General features: G+C 53.2%; 14 protein-coding genes and 1 pseudogene. All 15 read left to right on the forward strand.

All coding sequences use genetic code 11. From position 1 onward, the window contains the following. Window positions 1–5 precede the first annotated feature (5 nt). The 15 genes and pseudogenes from XYCOK13_RS18190 (at window position 6) to spoIID (ending at window position 17,054) form a co-directional block, all read left to right on the forward strand. Window positions 6–371, forward strand: coding sequence for an NADH-quinone oxidoreductase subunit A (locus tag XYCOK13_RS18190; protein WP_213413669.1), 366 nt, complete (start codon window positions 6–8; stop codon window positions 369–371). After that, window positions 356–875 (forward strand): annotated as a pseudogene (locus tag XYCOK13_RS18195) (NuoB/complex I 20 kDa subunit family protein). Before XYCOK13_RS18190 ends, XYCOK13_RS18195 begins: the two are co-directional and overlap by 16 nt. Then, window positions 872–1,642 (forward strand): NADH-quinone oxidoreductase subunit C, encoded by a 771-nt coding sequence (locus XYCOK13_RS18200; RefSeq protein ID WP_244865252.1) that lies wholly within the window; start codon window positions 872–874, stop codon window positions 1,640–1,642. Before XYCOK13_RS18195 ends, XYCOK13_RS18200 begins: the two are co-directional and overlap by 4 nt. 3 nt (window positions 1,643–1,645) lie before the next feature. After that, complete coding sequence (locus XYCOK13_RS18205) at window positions 1,646–2,746, forward strand: NADH-quinone oxidoreductase subunit D (RefSeq protein ID WP_213413670.1); 1,101 nt, start codon at window positions 1,646–1,648, stop codon at window positions 2,744–2,746. After that, complete coding sequence (nuoH, locus tag XYCOK13_RS18210) at window positions 2,746–3,750, forward strand: NADH-quinone oxidoreductase subunit NuoH (protein ID WP_213413671.1); 1,005 nt, start codon at window positions 2,746–2,748, stop codon at window positions 3,748–3,750. Before XYCOK13_RS18205 ends, nuoH begins: the two co-directional genes overlap by 1 nt. Window positions 3,751–3,769: 19 nt before the next feature. Next, window positions 3,770–4,216 (forward strand): NADH-quinone oxidoreductase subunit NuoI, encoded by a 447-nt coding sequence (nuoI, locus tag XYCOK13_RS18215; RefSeq protein ID WP_213413672.1) that lies wholly within the window; start codon window positions 3,770–3,772, stop codon window positions 4,214–4,216. 3 nt (window positions 4,217–4,219) lie between these two features. Then, a complete protein-coding gene (locus XYCOK13_RS18220; protein WP_213413673.1) occupies window positions 4,220–4,744 on the forward strand; it encodes an NADH-quinone oxidoreductase subunit J in 525 nt (174 codons plus the stop codon). 1 nt (window position 4,745) lies between these two features. Then, on the forward strand, window positions 4,746–5,057 hold the full coding sequence (nuoK, locus tag XYCOK13_RS18225) for an NADH-quinone oxidoreductase subunit NuoK (RefSeq protein WP_213413674.1): 312 nt from the start codon (window positions 4,746–4,748) through the stop codon (window positions 5,055–5,057). A 33-nt stretch (window positions 5,058–5,090) separates the two neighbouring features. Then, the gene (gene nuoL / locus XYCOK13_RS18230; RefSeq protein ID WP_213413675.1) at window positions 5,091–6,968 is read left to right on the forward strand and encodes an NADH-quinone oxidoreductase subunit L; all 1,878 of its coding nucleotides are present in this window, start codon (window positions 5,091–5,093) and stop codon (window positions 6,966–6,968) included. Continuing rightward, the gene (locus XYCOK13_RS18235) at window positions 6,958–8,595 is read left to right on the forward strand and encodes a complex I subunit 4 family protein (protein WP_213413676.1); all 1,638 of its coding nucleotides are present in this window, start codon (window positions 6,958–6,960) and stop codon (window positions 8,593–8,595) included. Before nuoL ends, XYCOK13_RS18235 begins: the two co-directional genes overlap by 11 nt. Window positions 8,596–8,599: 4 nt before the next feature. Next, the gene (locus XYCOK13_RS18240; protein WP_213413677.1) at window positions 8,600–10,132 is read left to right on the forward strand and encodes an NADH-quinone oxidoreductase subunit N; all 1,533 of its coding nucleotides are present in this window, start codon (window positions 8,600–8,602) and stop codon (window positions 10,130–10,132) included. Window positions 10,133–10,503: 371 nt separating this feature from the next. After that, entirely contained in the window at window positions 10,504–13,317 is a 2,814-nt protein-coding gene (locus tag XYCOK13_RS18245; RefSeq protein ID WP_213413678.1) for a S8 family serine peptidase, read from the forward strand. Window positions 13,318–13,324: 7 nt separating this feature from the next. After that, entirely contained in the window at window positions 13,325–13,582 is a 258-nt protein-coding gene (locus XYCOK13_RS18250; protein WP_213413679.1) for a DUF1146 domain-containing protein, read from the forward strand. A gap of 145 nt (window positions 13,583–13,727) precedes the next feature. Continuing rightward, the gene (gene murA, locus XYCOK13_RS18255; RefSeq protein WP_213413680.1) at window positions 13,728–15,083 is read left to right on the forward strand and encodes a UDP-N-acetylglucosamine 1-carboxyvinyltransferase; all 1,356 of its coding nucleotides are present in this window, start codon (window positions 13,728–13,730) and stop codon (window positions 15,081–15,083) included. 702 nt (window positions 15,084–15,785) lie between these two features. Beyond that, the gene (spoIID, locus tag XYCOK13_RS18260; RefSeq protein ID WP_244865253.1) at window positions 15,786–17,054 is read left to right on the forward strand and encodes a stage II sporulation protein D; all 1,269 of its coding nucleotides are present in this window, start codon (window positions 15,786–15,788) and stop codon (window positions 17,052–17,054) included. Window positions 17,055–17,109 lie beyond the last annotated feature (55 nt).

The raw sequence follows: 17,109 nt of genomic DNA on the forward strand, positions 1-17,109 counted from the left end.
GTACGATGTATGCTGGAGAATATGTAGTTGTTCTTATTTTTCTCACTCTAGGTATCATTTTGCCCATAGCGGCATTGACACTCGGCAGATTTTTGCGCCCTACTAAGCCAACTGAGGAGAAACAGACCACGTATGAGAGCGGGAATGAGCCGGTCGGCGAAGGCCAAGTGCGCTTTAACATTCGGTATTACTTGTACGCGCTGATGTTTGTTATCTTCGATGTGGAAACGGTGTTTCTTTACCCTTGGGCAGTCGCTTATGACAAGCTAGGTTTGTTCGCATTGGTGGAAATGCTGATCTTCGTAAGCTTGCTTGTAGTAGGCTTAATCTACGCTTGGAAGAAGAAGGTGTTCAAATGGAACTCGATCTAGAGAAGATTTCGCTGGCGGAACGCCAGGAACTTGAGCGCAACGTTTTTTTTTGGAACACTGGAGCAACTGAAGGGGTGGGCGCGCAGCAACTCGATCTGGCCATTGACATTTGGCTTGGCATGCTGTGCAATTGAAATGATGGGAACCGGGGCTTCCCACTATGACTTGGACAGATTTGGAGTCATCTTCCGTACGTCGCCGCGCCAGTCAGACTGCATGATTGTGGCCGGAACGGTCACGAAGAAAATGGCTCCTTTGCTGCGTCGTCTATACGATCAAATGCCGGAGCCGAAGTGGGTTATTGCGATGGGTTCCTGCGCTACAGCAGGCGGACCTTATGTGAAGTCCTATGCCGTGGTGAAAGGGGTTGACCAGGTAGTTCCGGTAGATGTCTACATACCGGGATGTCCGCCTAATCCCGCTGCGCTGATTTACGGCATCAATAAGCTGCAAGAGAAAATACGCTATGAAGCGAAAACAGGGAAGCGGGTGACTGAACGGTGAGCGAAGAGAACAACAAGCGCGAGAACGACCAGGTGTCCGACCGCGAAGCAGATCGCGAAGCCAGTCAGCAACTGGAGAATTCCCCAGAAAGCCCTAGCGCTGAAGAAGCGAAACCGGCGCGCGCGAAAGCGGAAAAGCCGGAAGCCAAGGATGGCGAAGCGTCTGACGGCGGTGATGACGAGCTTGCCGCGAAGAAAAAAGCAGCGGCCGAAGCTCGTGCTGCAAGAGCGGCTGCTCGCGCCAAGAAAGAGGACAATTCGGACGAAGAAGAGAAGCCGAAGGAGCCGTCGCCGAAGCAGCCCGTCTTGGACCGGTTAGTGGAAATCCTGAATGAGCATGCCGGTGCGGAGGCAATTGAAGAGGCTTACATAAATGAGGCGAGCCGCCACTTGCCGACAGTGATTGTGAAAGCCGACCATTGGCCGCAAGTAGCGAACGTGCTGCGTGAACATTCTGAATTGAAGCTTCATTACTTGCGGAATGTGACAGGCGTGGACCGCGAGACGCACATGGAAGTGATTTATCAGTTGATCAATCTGGAGTCTAAACAGGATTATGCAATGAAGATCAAAACGGATCGCGATCAGCCGAGCGTGCCGTCCGCTACGCCAATCTGGAGCACGGCGAACTGGCCTGAGCGGGAGATTTACGATCTGCTGGGTGTGGACTTCCCTGGGCATCCAGACATGCGGCGCATCATGATGCCGGACGATTGGGAAGGGCATCCGCTGCGGAAAGACTACAGTCCTGCGGATCCGGAGGTGTAACCGATGATAAGAACAGAAGAAATGCTGCTGAATGTCGGTCCCCAGCATCCGAGTACGCACGGTGTGTTTCGCGTTGTGGTGAAGCTGGACGGCGAGCAGATCGTCCATGCCGAACCAGTGATGGGTTACTTGCACAGAGGAACCGAGAAGCTGGCGGAAAACTTGAACTATACGCAAATCATCCCTTATACCGACCGAATGGATTATGTCTCAGCGATGACGAACAACTATGTGCTTTGTCACGCAGTAGAGACCTTGCTCGAGCTTGAGGTGCCGGAGCGAGCCGAATTTTTGCGGCTGATCGTGATGGAGCTGCAGCGCGTAGCCAGTCATTTGGTATGGTGGGGCACGTACTTGCTGGACATCGGCGCGATGAGTCCTTTCCTTTATGCGTTCCGCGAGCGTGAGATGATTATCGATCTCTTCAATGAATTGTGCGGCGCGCGTCTGACTTACTTCTATATGCGGGTAGGCGGAGTGAAATGGGATGCGCCGGAAGGCTGGATCGACAAGGTGAAGGCGTTCGTCGAGCACATGAAAGGGAAACTGGACGAATATCACAACCTGGTCAGCGGCAACGAAATTTTCCTTGCCCGCATCAAGGGCGTCGGCAAATATGACGCCAAGACGGCTATTGACTACGGGTTAAGCGGAGCGAACCTGCGCTGCACTGGCGTGGAGTGGGATCTTCGCAAGTCGCAGCCTTACAGCTTGTATGATCGCTTCGACTTTGACGTTGTCACCCGCACGGAAGGCGATTGCTTTGCACGTTATGAGATTCGCCTGGAAGAGATTCGTCAGAGCTTGCGCATTCTGGAGCAGGCTTTGGAGCAATTCCCCGAGGAAGGCGAAATTATGGGCAAAGTGCCGCGCGTCATCCGCCCGCCGAAGGGCGAGGCCTACGTGGCTATTGAATCGCCCAGAGGAGAGATCGGCTGCCACCTGGTTTCGGAAGGGAAAGCCGAGCCTTACCGCTTGAAGTTCCGCCGTCCTTCATTCGTCAATTTGCAGATCCTGCCGAAGCTGCTGGTAGGCGAGTCGATGACGAACCTGATCACCATTCTCGGCGGCATTGACATTGTAGTTGGGGAGGTGGACGCCTAATGGATCCGACAACGCAAAGTGTAACCTTTGGGAGCTTCCTGTTCGAAGCTGTGCTGGGCGTCTTGACGCTTCTCATTGTATTGGGCTTTGTTACCTATGCGATCTACTTCGAAAGAAAAGTCATCGGCTGGATGCAAGGCCGTCCCGGTCCGAACCGGGTCGGTCCGTTCGGCTTGCTGCAGACCGTAGCGGACGTACTGAAGCTGCTCATCAAGGAAGATACCATTCCGAAAAAAGCAGATCGTCCGCTGTTCATATTGGCACCGGCGTTGACATTTGTGCCGGCGTTCACCGTATTGGCGGTGATTCCTTATACTAGCAAATGGATTCCGGCGGATTTGAATGTCGGCTTGCTTTATTACGTGGCTCTCTCCAGCATCTCCACCATGGGCATTCTGCTGGGCGGATGGGCTTCGAACAACAAATACGCGCTGATGGGCGGCATGCGCTCCACGGCTCAGATGATCAGCTATGAAGTGCCGCTCGTCATCTCGGTGGCTGGCGTGGTGCTAATGAGCGGAAGCTTGAATCTGAGTACCATCGTTGAAGGGCAGGCCGGTTACTTCTGGAACTGGAACTTCCTGCCGCAGATCCTGGGCTTTGGCGTATTCGTAATAGCGGCGGTTTCCGAGCTGAACCGTACCCCGTTCGACTTGCCTGAGGCGGAATCCGAGCTTGTGGCAGGATATCATGTGGAGTACAGCGGCTTTCGGTTCGCCTTTTTTATGCTGTCGGAGTATGTATACATGTATGCGATTGCCGCGCTAACCACTGTATTGTTCCTCGGCGGTTGGCATGCGCCGTTCCCGTTCCTTGATTTCATTCCGGGGATTATCTGGTTTATCTTGAAATTCAGTCTTGTCATCTTCACCTTGTATTGGCTGCGGGCTACCATGCCGCGGATTCGGGTGGATCAGCTGATGAGTCTCGGCTGGAAGGTGCTGCTGCCGCTCTCGCTCATCAATGTATTTATTACGGCAGTAGTCATGGAATTATTGAAATAGAGAAAGGGTGAACGCGTAAATGAAAGGGATCGCCAAGGGTCTCGGGGTCACCCTGAAGACGATGACCCAGAAGAAGGTAACGTACAAATACCCGGACGTTCCATTGGAAATGCCGAACAGATTCCGCGGCGTGCAACATTTTGAACCAGACAAATGCATTGTCTGCAATCAATGCGCGCGGATTTGCCCGACAGAATGCATTACGCTGACCGGCAAGCCGAATCCGGACCCGGAGAAGAAGGGCAAGGTCATCGATACGTATGATATCAACTTTGAAATCTGCATATTGTGCGATCTGTGTACGGAGGTATGTCCGACCGAAGCGATCGTGATGACCAACAATTTCGAGCTGGCGACATACAGCCGCGATGATTTGTTCAAAAACATGGAATGGCTGAATGATAACGACAAGAATGTCCGCCTGGAAAACTCGACGAACCCGCAAGCGAAGAAAGGGGCGAAATAACCGATGCTGGACAATATTGTGGCATTCTTCACCAGCGCGGAAAGCCTGCTGTTTCTCGTATTTGCCATGGTCGTCATTTCCGGTGCAATTCTTATGCTCAGCTTTACGAAGGTCGTGCATATGGTGGTTGCGCTCGCCTTTACGTTCCTTGGACTGGCCGGCCTGTACGTCATGCTTGATGCGGAATTTGTCGCATTTGTACAGGTGCTGATCTACGCAGGGGCAGTGTCCATCCTGATGATCTTCGGCATTATGATGACCCGGCACGATCAACCGGAGGAAGAACCGCGCCGTCCATGGTACAACGGTTTGCTGCTGGTCGGTTCGGTCGCCTTGTTCGGCATTCTGTTCTTCGTGATTCAAAGCGCCAACTTCCAGAGCGGAACGCTGGATGCGGGCGTGGACAACACGAAAGCAATTGGCGAACAGCTGTTCACGCGCCATGTCATTCCGTTCGAGCTGATGAGTGTGCTGCTGACCGTCGCGTTTATCGGCGCCATCATCCTGGCCAAGAGGGAGGAGGATTAGCATGGACAATATCGCCAATTCTTACTTTCTGCTGGCCGCTATTTTGTTTTGTGTAGGTCTGTACGGTGCGCTGTCCAAGAGAAATGCGGTCATCGTGCTTCTCTCTGTCGAGTTGATGCTTAATGCGGTGAACTTGAATCTGATTGCGTTCGCCAAATACGGTCCCAATCCGTCGATCACCGGACATATCTTCTCCCTGTTCAGTATTACGGTGGCCGCGGCGGAGGTCGCGATCGGAATCGCTATTCTGATCTCCTTGTACCGCAATAAAGGCACAACCAACGTACTAGAGATGAACATGTTGAAAAAATAGTGAGCGAGAAGCTCGAAGAAAGGAAAGGATCTCATGGAGTTTACCCATTACGCATGGCTCATTCCGGTCTTTCCACTGCTTGCCTTTCTCGTCTTGACCGCTCTTGGCAGACAAATGAAGGGACTTGCCACAGGGTTCAGCGTTCTTGCCGCGGCTGCGGCTTTTGTAATGGCTGTACTGGTATTCACAGAGCGCCTTGGCGAGAACGTAGTGGATTATACATGGGATGGATTCAAATGGATCGGGATCGGCGACTTCGCGCTGCAAATGGGCTTTGAAGTCAACAATCTGAATACGTTGATGCTGGTTGTCGTTACCTTGGTCAGTTTCCTCGTCAACCTATACTCGTTAGGGTATATGAAGGAAGATGAGCGGATTAATACTTTTTTTGCCTATGTGTCCCTGTTCACCTTTTCCATGCTGGGGCTGGTGCTGTCTATCAACCTCGTGCAATTTTTTATTTTCTGGGAACTGGTTGGGGTCTGCTCGTTCCTGCTGGTCGGCTTCTGGTACACGAAGCCAGCGGCCAAGGCGGCGGCGAAGAAAGCTTTTATCGTCACACGGATCGGGGACGTCGGTTTGTTCCTTGGCATGCTGTTGCTGTTCTGGAACATGCCTGGACATTCGCTCGAATTCAGCGCTATACATAATGCAGCTCATACGGGAGCGTTGTCTGCCGGGGTTATCACTGCTGCGGCAATCCTGGTGTTCATCGGCGCAGTCGGCAAGTCCGGCCAATTTCCGCTTCATACTTGGCTGCCTGACGCGATGGAAGGTCCTACGCCAATCAGTGCGCTCATTCATGCCGCTACGATGGTCGCAGCAGGCGTATACTTGGTGGCTCGGACGTTTCCGCTGTTTCAAGCATCGGATGCAGCACTGCTAACGGTCGCGATTGTCGGCGGCTTTACAGCGATCTTCGCCGCAACGATTGCGCTTGCGCAGAACGACATCAAACGGATACTGGCTTACTCTACGGTCAGTCAGCTGGGGTATATGATGCTGGCAATGGGCATTGGCACATTGTCTTCTTATACAGCAGGGATGTTCCATCTATACACGCATGCATTCTTCAAGGCGCTGCTGTTCTTGGGAGCCGGCAGTGTCATTCATGCCGTTCATGAGCAGGATATTCGCAAGATGGGCGGGCTCGGCAGCAAGATGAAGATAACGATGCTCACCTTTGCGATCGGTACATTGGCATTGTCCGGTATCGTGCCGTTTGCCGGCTTCTGGTCGAAGGATGCGATTCTGACCGAGGCGTACCACTATCAGCCGATCCTGTTCTGGATAGCGCTAGTCGCTGCGTTCTTTACAGCCTTGTACATGGCACGCTTGTTCTTCCTGGTATTCACTGGGAAGCCGCGTTCCGACATGCATCCGCATGAGTCGCCAGCAGTCATGACCGTTCCTCTAATTGTGCTGGCAATTTTGGCTGTTATCGCGGGATTTGTCTATTTCCCGGGAAATGGATGGTTTGGCGAATGGCTGACGGGCGAGAATCTCGGGGAGCATGCGGATATGACCGTCATGATCTTATCGACGGTTGCCGGCGTAGGCGGTTTGCTCATCGGGTGGCTGCTGTATGGCCGGAGGTCCAACTCCGAAGATTGGCTGGAAGCAAAAGCGTTGCCAGTCTACCGGGTGCTAAACCAAAAATACTACGTGGATGAAGCTTACGACAATGGCGTCGTAAAGCCGCTTCGCGGCATAGGTTATCTGCTTGATCTTTTTGACCGCTATATTGTGGACGGGGCTGTCAGGGCACTCGCTGGCGTCATGACCGCAACGGGCAGAATCGGACTGCGCATGCAGAACGGCCAGCTTCAATCCTATGGCTTGATTGGGGTTATCGGACTGTTGATCTTGATTGTGGCAGTTGTAGGAAGGAGGTATTTCCATGTTGGATAGCATCCCGATATTAACGCTCCTTACCTTTTCGCCGCTTTTGGGAATTATCGCTGTTCTGCTTATTCCGAAGGAACGGGGACACTGGCTCAAGACCGCAGCGATTGTCAGCACCTTGATTTCGCTGGTTCTCGCCGGCTGGATGTTTACTGGCCTGGATCATGATGCGGAAGGCATGCAGTTCGAGGAAAAAGCAACCTGGATCGAAATCGCACTAAACCAGGAAGCGCCGTCGCTCAGCTCCGCAGACAGGCTGATCTACCAGTTCAACTATTCCTTGGGTGCGGATGGACTTAGCGCTGCATTGGCTTTTCTTACAGCATTGATCAGCAGTATGGCAGCTTTTGCATCCGTACACATCAAGAAGCGCTGGAAGACCTTCTATCTCTGGTTCCTTCTGCTGCAGATCGGTATGTTTGGGGTGTTCCTCTCCCGCGATCTGTTCTTGTTCTTTCTATTCTTCGAAGCTACGCTTGTGCCGATGTTCTTCCTGATAGGCATATGGGGCTTCGCTGACAGAGAAAAGGCCGCAAACAAATTTCTGGTCTACAACGGTATCGGCTCGGCTATCATGCTGATTGCCTTCTTGATGCTGATCAATACCGCTGGATTTTCCGCATTGCAGGAAGATCCGACACAGCCGCTTGAACTGGTCTATAGCGGGGATGTTGGCACGATTTATAACAACTTGACGGACCCGAACTCCTTCGCAAATCTGCATCATGATCGTGTGGGCAATACCGTCAATCCTTTCTACATGGGACTTGCGATGAAAGAATGGATCTTCTTGATGCTGCTCATTGCCTTTGGCATCAAGCTTCCGATCTTTCCGTTCCACACCTGGATGCTGAAGGTGCACATCGAGGCGCCCCCAGCGGTCGTCATGATACATTCCGGCATCCTGCTGAAGATGGGCGCATATGGTCTGCTGCGCTTCGGCGTCGGTCTGTTTCCGGAGCAAGCGCAGACCTTCGCGCTGCTGATTGGCATTGTCGGCGTTGTGAACATCCTGTATGGCGCCGTATTGGCGTTCGTTCAGAAAGAGTTCCGGCTTATTCTGGCGTACTCCAGTATCAGTCATATGGGCATTGTCCTGCTCGGCATTGCGGCGCTCAATACGACAGGGCTGCAGGGCGCGGCCTTCCAGCTTGTGTCGCACGGCTTGATCTCCGCGTTGCTGTTCCTCATAGTCGGCAGCTTGATCGAGCGCACGGGCACTACGGAGCTTGATCGAATGGGAGGCATGGCCAAGGCAATGCCATTTATGAGCGGGATGCTGCTGGTCGGCGGTCTCGCGTCATTGGGCTTGCCGGGCATGAGCGGATTTGTCAGCGAGTTTCTGGCGTTCCTTGGCCTCTTTGACACTATGCCGGTCTTGGCCATTATCGGTGCGCTCGGCATCATCTTGACTGCCGTCTATGTGCTGCGTGGGGTTCTGGCCATCACATATGGGGAACTGCCGGAAAAATATCAAACAGACAGCGCTGTGCTGCGTGATGCGCGCTTGACGGAAGCAGTACCGATGATCGTACTGGCAGCCTTTATCGTGCTGCTGGGGATTTACCCGACCGTACTGAGCGAACCGCTGAACCACGCATTAAGCAGTATGCTTGCAAGGATAGGGGGTTAGGGCGATGCAAATGATGCAACTGCAATTCGCAGACCTGCGATATCTCGGACCTGAGTTGACGCTTGTGATCGCGGCTATACTTCTGTCTTTGCTCGATCTGGCTATACCCCGCAGGTTTAGCCGGTCCTGGGTTGGAGGGTTGACGCTGCTCAGTCTGGCGGTATCCGCGGTATTCGTGGTTATTGCCATGCGGCTGTACAACGGCCCGGATTCGCTCAGCGAGCCGGTCATTCAGCTGCTTGCCAATAGCTACCGAGTGGATGACTTTGGCAACTTGCTGAAGCTGTTCATTCTGGGGGGGACGTTTCTCGTCGTCCTGATGAGCATCGGCTCAATCAAGGAAAAAGAGATTCCGCATCAAGGGGAGTACTATTATTTATTCCTGCCTGCTGCGCTTGGCGCCATGGTCATGGTCTCCTCGGGCGATTTGATTACGCTGTTCGTCGGCCTTGAGCTGCTTAGCATTACCTCCTATATTATGGTCGGTTTGAAAAAGCACGATCAGAAAGCGAACGAATCGGCATTCAAATATATGGTGCTGGGCGCAATTTCGACGGCTTTCATTCTTTACGGCATGTCATTCCTGTACGGGGTAACCGGTACGACAAATATTGCCGAAATGAACAGCCAGCTTCGATTCTTCGATCCGTCGATAAGCGGGCTTCTTTATATGAGCTTCTTCTTGATGCTCGCCGGTTTTGCCTTCAAGATTGCGTCTGCGCCGTTCCACGCATGGGCGCCGGATGTGTATCAAGGCGCGCATACGCCAGTTACCGCTTTCCTGGCAGTCGTGTCGAAAGGTGCGGCGCTGGCTATGATGTTCCGCATTTTGTATAACGTCTACTTCGGCGTCGGAGACAGCGATACGCCGATACACGATGACATGAACTTGATTCTTGCGATTATCGCTGCGGCTTCTATGATTCTCGGCAATGCGATGGCGCTGAAGCAGCACAACATGAAGCGGTTGCTGGCTTATTCAGGCATAGCCAATGCCGGCTATCTGCTCGTTCCGCTTGCGATCGTATACGGTCCCATGCACTATTCGAACTTTACCGAGCTGTATTACTATCTGGCGGCTTATCTGTTCATGAACATCGGCGCTTTCGCCGTGTTAATGGCGGTAAGCGGGAAAGCCGGACATGAAGAGATGTCGGCGTTCGACGGGTTGTATTACAGGAACCCGGCGCTCGCTTCGGCGATGGTCATTCTCGTTCTGTCGCTAGCCGGCTTGCCGGTAACGGGCGGATTCTTCGGCAAATTCTATATCTTGCTCGGAGCCGTAGCCGTTGCGAAGTATTGGCTGGCAGCGATTATGATCATCACCAGCGTGATCTCATTCTATTACTACTTCGGTGTGATCCGCCAGATGTTCATGCGCAGCCATGCGCCGTCTGAACGGCTTCAGGTCGGCTGGGCGCAGCAGCTCACGATCTGGATCTGCGTGGCGGCCACATTGCTGATGGGCTTCTTCCCGAGACCGATTATCGGGTATATCGAAAGCATCTTCCACCTCGGCCGAGACTTCTTCATGTAAGAAGCCGCGGCTGGGAGCTGGCCCGTATCAAAGGGCTTGCGTGTACAAACCGTCTTCTGTCAGACACAGGCAGAAGGCGGTTTTTTTTGCGCCCGGTTGGGAAAATTTCACGTCTGCGAGACCATTTATTCCTTCGCCAGATTTCTATATAATATATAAGATGACTGTTCCATTAAGGACTATTGGCCTACTTTTCAAAAACGGGAAAGGGTTATGTTGAATTCTGGCGAATACAATTAGGACATGGCGAATTTGTAAACATGACTTAGGCTTTAAGGCCTGTTATGATTGGGAACTGTTGCGTGAAAACGGCATATCCGAAGTTTGGATGAAATATGAATTTTTACTAGAGGGAAGAGGCGTTTGCTAGGATGAAGGGGAATAGAGTTGCACACATATCCGTAATTCTGGTATTGTTGCTCTTGTTGCAAGCAATGGCGGATTTCGGCCCTGCATTGCATGCAGAGACTGATGATGCTGCCATGGAACAATCTCATACATCCGCCGATGCCAAGGCCGCCTCTTCGTGGATTATAAAATGGGCGGTGCCTCTTGCCGAAATGAATGAGCAGTTTGTGCAGGAGAGCACGATTGTGAAACAATTGGCCGATCTTCAAGTGGTTGAAGCTATGCCGAAGCCAGGTGTAGATGCTGGACAATGGGCAGAGCGGTGGTCGCAGCATGCCGATGTTGTTTACCTGCACGATAATCGTCCTGTGCAGCTGGCGGCTGCGCCGAATGATCCGCTGTACACCAACCAAAACTATTTGAAGCAAATCGGCATGGAAGCTGCGTGGGAGCACGAGAACAGCAACGCAGATATGGTGATTGCCGTAGTCGATACAGGTGTGGATCTCAACCATCCGGACTTGAAAGACAGAATTACTGGCGGGATCAATTTGTTAAACAAAAATTTGCGTCCTCAGGATGACAACGGTCACGGCACAAATGTGGCCGGGATCATTGCTGCCGTCAGCAACAATCAGATCGGTGTGTCCGGCATGCTCTGGGATGCCCGCATCATGCCTGTCAAAGTGATGGATTCCAAAGGCTCCGGGGACGAAATGAAGCTTGGGGAAGGCATCAAATATGCGGTAGACGAAGGCGCCAAGATTATAGTGCTGTCGCTCGGACTGTTCAAGTACTCCCAATATTTGAAGGAAGTCGTAGATTATGCCGAGGATAAAGGCGTTCTGCTCGTTGCGGCAACCGGCAATGAAGGACAGTCTGTGAAGTATCCGGCTGCCTACCATAGCGTGGTTGCTGTTGGCGGTGTTCGTTCCGACAATCAGCCAGAGCCCAAATCCAATTCCGGCCCTGAAATCGATCTCGTGGCGCCATACCGGGTATTTACGACGTCATTGGGCGGCGGATACGGCGTGAGCGAAGGGACATCGATGGCAGCGCCGCAGGTGGCTGCGGCTGCGGCGCTCATCTGGAAGCGTTACCCGGATTACAAGCCATATCAGGTTCGCAGCTTGCTTCAGCAGAGCGCACAGAATTTGGGTTCGCCAGGATGGGATGAGCGGACCGGGTATGGGCTGCTGCGTGTGGATCGGGCGCTGACGATCAAACCCGAAATAGATTTCTATGAACCTAACGACCGTTCCACTCAGGCTAAGACGCTGCCAGTTGATACCCAAATATCGGCATCCTTCTCGAGCAGCACAGACGTCGATTGGTACAGTGTGCAAATCCCCTACAAGGGAACACTGGAAATTAAATTTCCCGGGGCGACGAATGAGCAGCTGAGGTCGATTGCTCTGGAAACTTATGTGGGCGGAGCGAAGAAGGAAGAAGTTTCGGATTTGACCAAAGGCGCGAAATTCTCGGTTGAACCTGGCACAGTATTGCTAAGAGCCAGACTGAATGAGACAGCGAGAGCAGCTGGTTTTGAATACAGGCTGGAGACATATTTTCATATTTACAGAGATGCATTCGAGAACAACGACAAACAATATTTGGCCTACTCCCTGCCTGCCCGCGACCATACTTTGAAAGCGACTTTCCATCAGGTCAACGATGTGGACTGGTATATGATTCATGTCAAGGAAAAGGGCACGTTGCAGATCAGGGCGGAGCCCGATACGTACCGCATGGACCTGGAATTGATGGTGCAGCGTATGGGCGAGAACGGCAGGGCCTATGATTATACAGATGAGGGCGAGACCGAGTATACGCCGAAGCTGCAGGTAGAGCCGGGCTACTACTACATCCGGGTGCGAAATCTCAACTACCAGAGCGATTCTTACCCGGTCAGGGGCGAGTACACGTTGTCGGTCAACTACTTGAAAACCTACGAGGACCCGAATGAGCCTAACGACAAGACGTATCAGGCTACAACGATGGTGTCCGGCAGAACCTATGAAGGGGTCATGTACCCCAATGAAGATGTGGATTGGTTTGTTTTCAATGTGACACAGGACAGCTATGCTTCCTTCCTGCTCGACAACATTCCGAAGGACCGGACAATGTCCTTGGCAGTGCTGAACAGCAGCTTGAAGCAGATGGCTGTATATGTCAATGATGAAGGAGATACCTCGATCTCCCACGGTATGTACCTGGCCAAAGGGACTTATTATCTTCGTCTGCAAGCCAATCGGGCTTTCGATACACAGATGTACCGAGTACGGACGACATTGACCAGACTAGTATCAGGCTTCCGCGACATCCAGGGGCATTGGGCGGAAAAGTACATTGTCGATTTGGCAAGCAAGGACATTGTGTCCGGTTATCCGGACTTCCGCTTTGCCCCGAACGGCAAGCTGACGCGGGCCGAGGCCACCTTCATGCTGGTGCAGGCGCTCTCGCCGTCCAGGACGAACAGAACGCCGGCATTCAAGGATGTCAACCGCAATCATTGGGCCTATGAGGCGATTGCCCAGGCATCGGCTGAGGGGTGGATCGCAGGATATCCGGACGGCACCTTTGCTCCGAACAAGCTGCTGACCAGAATGGAAATGGCCGTTTTGCTTTCCCAGGCGATGCAGGTGAAAGGCATTGCCGGCCGCAGCGCTCCGTTCAAGGACGTGCCAGGCACCCAATGGGGAGCGGATCGTGTTCGGGCGTTGAAGCAGCTGGGCTGGATAAGCGGCTATGAGGACAACACGTTCCGGCCGGGAAGCACATCCACCAGGGCCGAGTTCGTTTCGATGCTGTATAACTTGGTGAATAGAAAGAAGTGAGTGAAGAATGGGCAATGTTCCGGACAGTCTGTATCAGAGCGTGGGCATGTCGGGCTTGATCCAGATCATTTTTACGCTGGTGTGCATTACGGCTTCGTGGTGGGCGCTGCAGTCGGTGCGGTTTGATCTTTGGCTGAAATCAGTCCGAAGTCCGCAGGCGATTATGCTGCAAGTCATCCTGTCTGTCGTTTTGGGGTATCAGCTTGCCCGTTTTCTTTACGATTATGCAAATTGGTCATCTATGTTAAAGCTGATTTTCGAATAACATGGGCGCGAGTTGTTCACAATGGTTACTAGTACCCACACAATACACGAACGGATCGCGAACCTTATGTGAGGCCTGAAGAGCACGAAATCATCGGCGGCCTGGCATGTGTCGGCCCCAATAATTACGCGGAGGTAAATCAAAGATGAGCAAAATCGTAGTCCGCGGCGGCAGCAAATTGTCGGGCAAAGTCAAAGTAAGCGGCGCCAAAAACGCCGTGCTTCCGGTAATTGCAGCATCCATTCTGGGATCAACCGGAGAAAGCGTTATTCACGAAGCTCCTCCTTTGGATGACGTGATGACAATCAGCGAGGTCATGCGGGCGCTGGGTGTTCGACTGGATTACAGCGGCGAGACGATCCGCATAAATGCCGAACACATCTCCTGCTGCGATGCACCGTACGATGCTGTAAGGAAAATGAGGGCGTCGTTCCTGGTCATGGGACCGCTCCTTACCCGTTGCGGGGAAGCAAGAATTCCTTTGCCTGGCGGCTGCGCAATCGGCACGAGGCCGATTGACCAGCATTTGAAGGGTTTCGAGGCGATGGGCGCCGAAATCAGTCTGGGACAGGGCTTTATCGAGGCAAAAGTGGAAGGGCGTCTGCGGGGAGCCAAGATTTATCTTGACGTACCCAGCGTGGGCGCTACGGAAAACATTATGATGGCCGCAGCACTTGCGGAAGGCACGACGATTATTGAAAATGCCGCACGCGAGCCGGAAATTGTGGATTTGGCCAACTACTTGAATGCCATGGGAGGCAAAGTGCGGGGCGCAGGTACCGGCGTAATTCGCATTCAAGGCGTAGCGTGCATGCAGGGCGCGGTTCACACTGTCATTCCTGACCGTGTAGAAGCGGGTACATACATGATCGCCGCTGCCATTACTGGCGGAGAAGTTTATGTAGAAGGCGCGATCGAGGATCATCTGAAGCCGGTCATATCCAAGCTTCAGGAGATGGGTGTCACGATTGAGCCCGATGAGAACGGAATCCATGTGTCTGTCAACAGGCCGCTAGTCGGCGTAGATGTCAAAACACTCCCGCACCCGGGATTCCCGACGGATATGCAGGCGCAGATGATGGCGCTGCTGCTCGTGTCCGAAGGAACGAGCATTGTGACAGAAACGGTGTTTGAAAATCGCTTCATGCATGTTGATGAGCTGCGCAACTTGAATGCGCAGATCAAAGTGGAAGGACGCTCGGCCATCATTAGCGGCAGGTCCAAGCTGAAAGGCGGCAAAGTATGCGCGACCGATCTTCGCGCCGGTGCAGCCATGATTTTGGCGGGGTTAGCCGCAGATGGAGAGACCGAGGTGAGCGGTGTGCATCACATCGACCGCGGCTATGTCGGCATCGCGGAGAAGCTGGCCAGACTCGGCGCAACGATATATCGGCTCAATGAGCAGCCGGAGGCGAAGCCGAAGCAAGTGGCGAAAGCGCAAGAGGAGGAAGCTTCCGAATTTCCGATCCTGCCCATTCAGACTGGTTTTGCGCGAGCGTGAGTGTGTGCGCGTTTCATTCATCTAAGGGCGGGAGCCTGCACGCGCTCGTCCAACGGACGGGAATCGTACGGGCTTGAGAGGGCTCGTACCGTCATTGGCGCGAGTGTAAGAGCGCATCGTTCATTCCGATGCCCGTGCGAGATACCATCCCGCCGCCCTATGCGGCTCGCTCTGCTTGGTTATTGGGCGACGGCTGGACATGGGCCATCAGCCTGATCTTTTAGAGAAAAATAAAGGGAATCAGAGGACTTATCTCGCTACAATCCCCTAATCGAGAAAAGTTAGCGGATATCTTTGGTCTTATTCGCGAAGCAATTCTCCTGTGGCGGGTTCAAATGACGATATAAGTCCGAATTCTCCCGCTATGTTCCCCACTAGTAGGCAGGTCTCCGCACTAAGACCATAATTTCCCCTTACCGCATCCTTTACTCCTGAAATCGCCCTCTTCCCCGGTTCGATTCAGTTCACGGCGATGACAGCATGTCCTCGTAGAACCGCTTCCGTTGCGATCAGATTTTACAGCCCCAGGTGCTCTTAAGTGTCCACTCTATCCATGACGAAGTTCTGCGTCATTGCCTCCCTCTCAGTTCAACTTGGTCGTGATCGGCTCCCCGGCGCTCCGGTTCTATCATTTCGCCTATTCTCATATAGTAGTCTTACCAGGAGCAAGCCTGGACGACCATTCGGAGGAGGATATGCGTCATGAACAGCAGGCGCGGGTCTGAGACTACGAAGCGCACCATGTACCCGATACGCACCAGAAGAAGAGGTCTGCTGGGCCGAATCCCCCGGATCGCGAAGCGTACAAGCAGGCGGAATCGGGCGGTTCATAGCTTTGGCGGCAGAATCCGGCGTTCCCGCCGCCGTTTGGCCTGGTTCGATCAACATCGTTTCGGATTCGGTCTTGCCGCCGGGATCCTGCTGCTTACGCTGTTGGCCGTTGCCCTGCCGGGATTGCTGGTCAAGCCGCTTGTATTTCCCGAACCGGGCAGCAGCACGGCCAACTGGCTCGGGTGGCAGCCGTCCCCTTCAACAGCCTTGCAGGAAAGCGTACAAACCTGGATGGTTCCTGTTTATCGCAGTCAGACGGGAGAAGTAGAAGAGGTGACGCTTGAAGCATATGTACGCGGCGTGGTAGCAGCGGAAATGCCCGTAACGTTCGAGTTGGAGGCGTTGAAGGCGCAGGCAATTGCGGCCCGCACTTACCTTGTCAAGCGGGTGGCAGCGGGCAATTTCGACGATGTGCCAAAAGGCGCCTGGGTGACCGACACCGTACAGCATCAAGCTTACACGGATTTGGAAAGCCTGCGCGAGCAATGGGGGTGGCTGCGCTATGGAGCCAATCTGGACAAACTGAACCGTGCAGTGAATGAGACAAGAGGGCTCGTCGCCACCTTCGAAGGAGAGCCTATTGAGGCGTCTTTTTTTTCCACGAGCAACGGGTATACCGAAAATTCCGAAGAATATTGGCAGGCTTATGTGCCCTACCTGCGCAGTGTCCCCAGCCCATGGGATGAGCTCGTATCCCCAAGGTACAAGCAGGAAACGAGCATGACTTATGAGGAGCTCTTCCGAAAGCTGGGGATCAGCGGCGTTCAGCCTGCAAGCGCAAATGCGTCGGCTGAGACGCTCTCCTATACGAGCGGCGGGCGGATCAAGGAAATCCGAATCGCCGGAAAGCCGTTCACCGGGAGGGAAGTCAGGGAACTTCTCGGCCTTCCTTCCTCGCATTTCACATTGACCCGGGAATCAGATAGAGTCGTGATCACGAGCTATGGCTACGGACATGGGGTAGGCATGAGCCAATATGGTGCGCAGGGCATGGCGGAGGAAGGGAAAACGGCAGAGCAAATATTGCGATACTACTATTCCGGCATCGATCTTGAGTCGATTGAGGAGCTAGGCATTACCGAGCTCGAAGGCAGGGCTATCCAGCTGGATGAGGAGGATCTCTTAGCAGGCGGAATCTAGAAATATTTTTCAGGCAAGGTATAAAAGGCTCTATCATCTGGCAAGAATGATTGCT

This window comes from Xylanibacillus composti, from assembly GCF_018403685.1.
GTDB lineage: Bacteria > Bacillota > Bacilli > Paenibacillales > K13 > Xylanibacillus > Xylanibacillus composti.

Bases quoted from the DNA above. Each gene is read 5' to 3' on its own strand.
- nuoL (WP_213413675.1), top strand. From the start codon at position 5,091: ATGGAGTTTACCCATTACGCATGGCTCATTCCGGTCTTTCCACTGCTT.
- XYCOK13_RS18245 (WP_213413678.1), top strand. From the start codon at position 10,504: ATGAAGGGGAATAGAGTTGCACACATATCCGTAATTCTGGTATTGTTG.
- XYCOK13_RS18235 (WP_213413676.1), top strand. From the start codon at position 6,958: ATGTTGGATAGCATCCCGATATTAACGCTCCTTACCTTTTCGCCGCTT.
- XYCOK13_RS18220 (WP_213413673.1), top strand. From the start codon at position 4,220: ATGCTGGACAATATTGTGGCATTCTTCACCAGCGCGGAAAGCCTGCTG.
- XYCOK13_RS18240 (WP_213413677.1), top strand. From the start codon at position 8,600: ATGCAAATGATGCAACTGCAATTCGCAGACCTGCGATATCTCGGACCT.
- XYCOK13_RS18205 (WP_213413670.1), top strand. From the start codon at position 1,646: ATGATAAGAACAGAAGAAATGCTGCTGAATGTCGGTCCCCAGCATCCG.
- nuoI (WP_213413672.1), top strand. From the start codon at position 3,770: ATGAAAGGGATCGCCAAGGGTCTCGGGGTCACCCTGAAGACGATGACC.
- XYCOK13_RS18190 (WP_213413669.1), top strand. From the start codon at position 6: ATGTATGCTGGAGAATATGTAGTTGTTCTTATTTTTCTCACTCTAGGT.
- nuoH (WP_213413671.1), top strand. From the start codon at position 2,746: ATGGATCCGACAACGCAAAGTGTAACCTTTGGGAGCTTCCTGTTCGAA.
- spoIID (WP_244865253.1), top strand. From the start codon at position 15,786: ATGAACAGCAGGCGCGGGTCTGAGACTACGAAGCGCACCATGTACCCG.
- murA (WP_213413680.1), top strand. From the start codon at position 13,728: ATGAGCAAAATCGTAGTCCGCGGCGGCAGCAAATTGTCGGGCAAAGTC.
- nuoK (WP_213413674.1), top strand. From the start codon at position 4,746: ATGGACAATATCGCCAATTCTTACTTTCTGCTGGCCGCTATTTTGTTT.
- XYCOK13_RS18250 (WP_213413679.1), top strand. From the start codon at position 13,325: ATGGGCAATGTTCCGGACAGTCTGTATCAGAGCGTGGGCATGTCGGGC.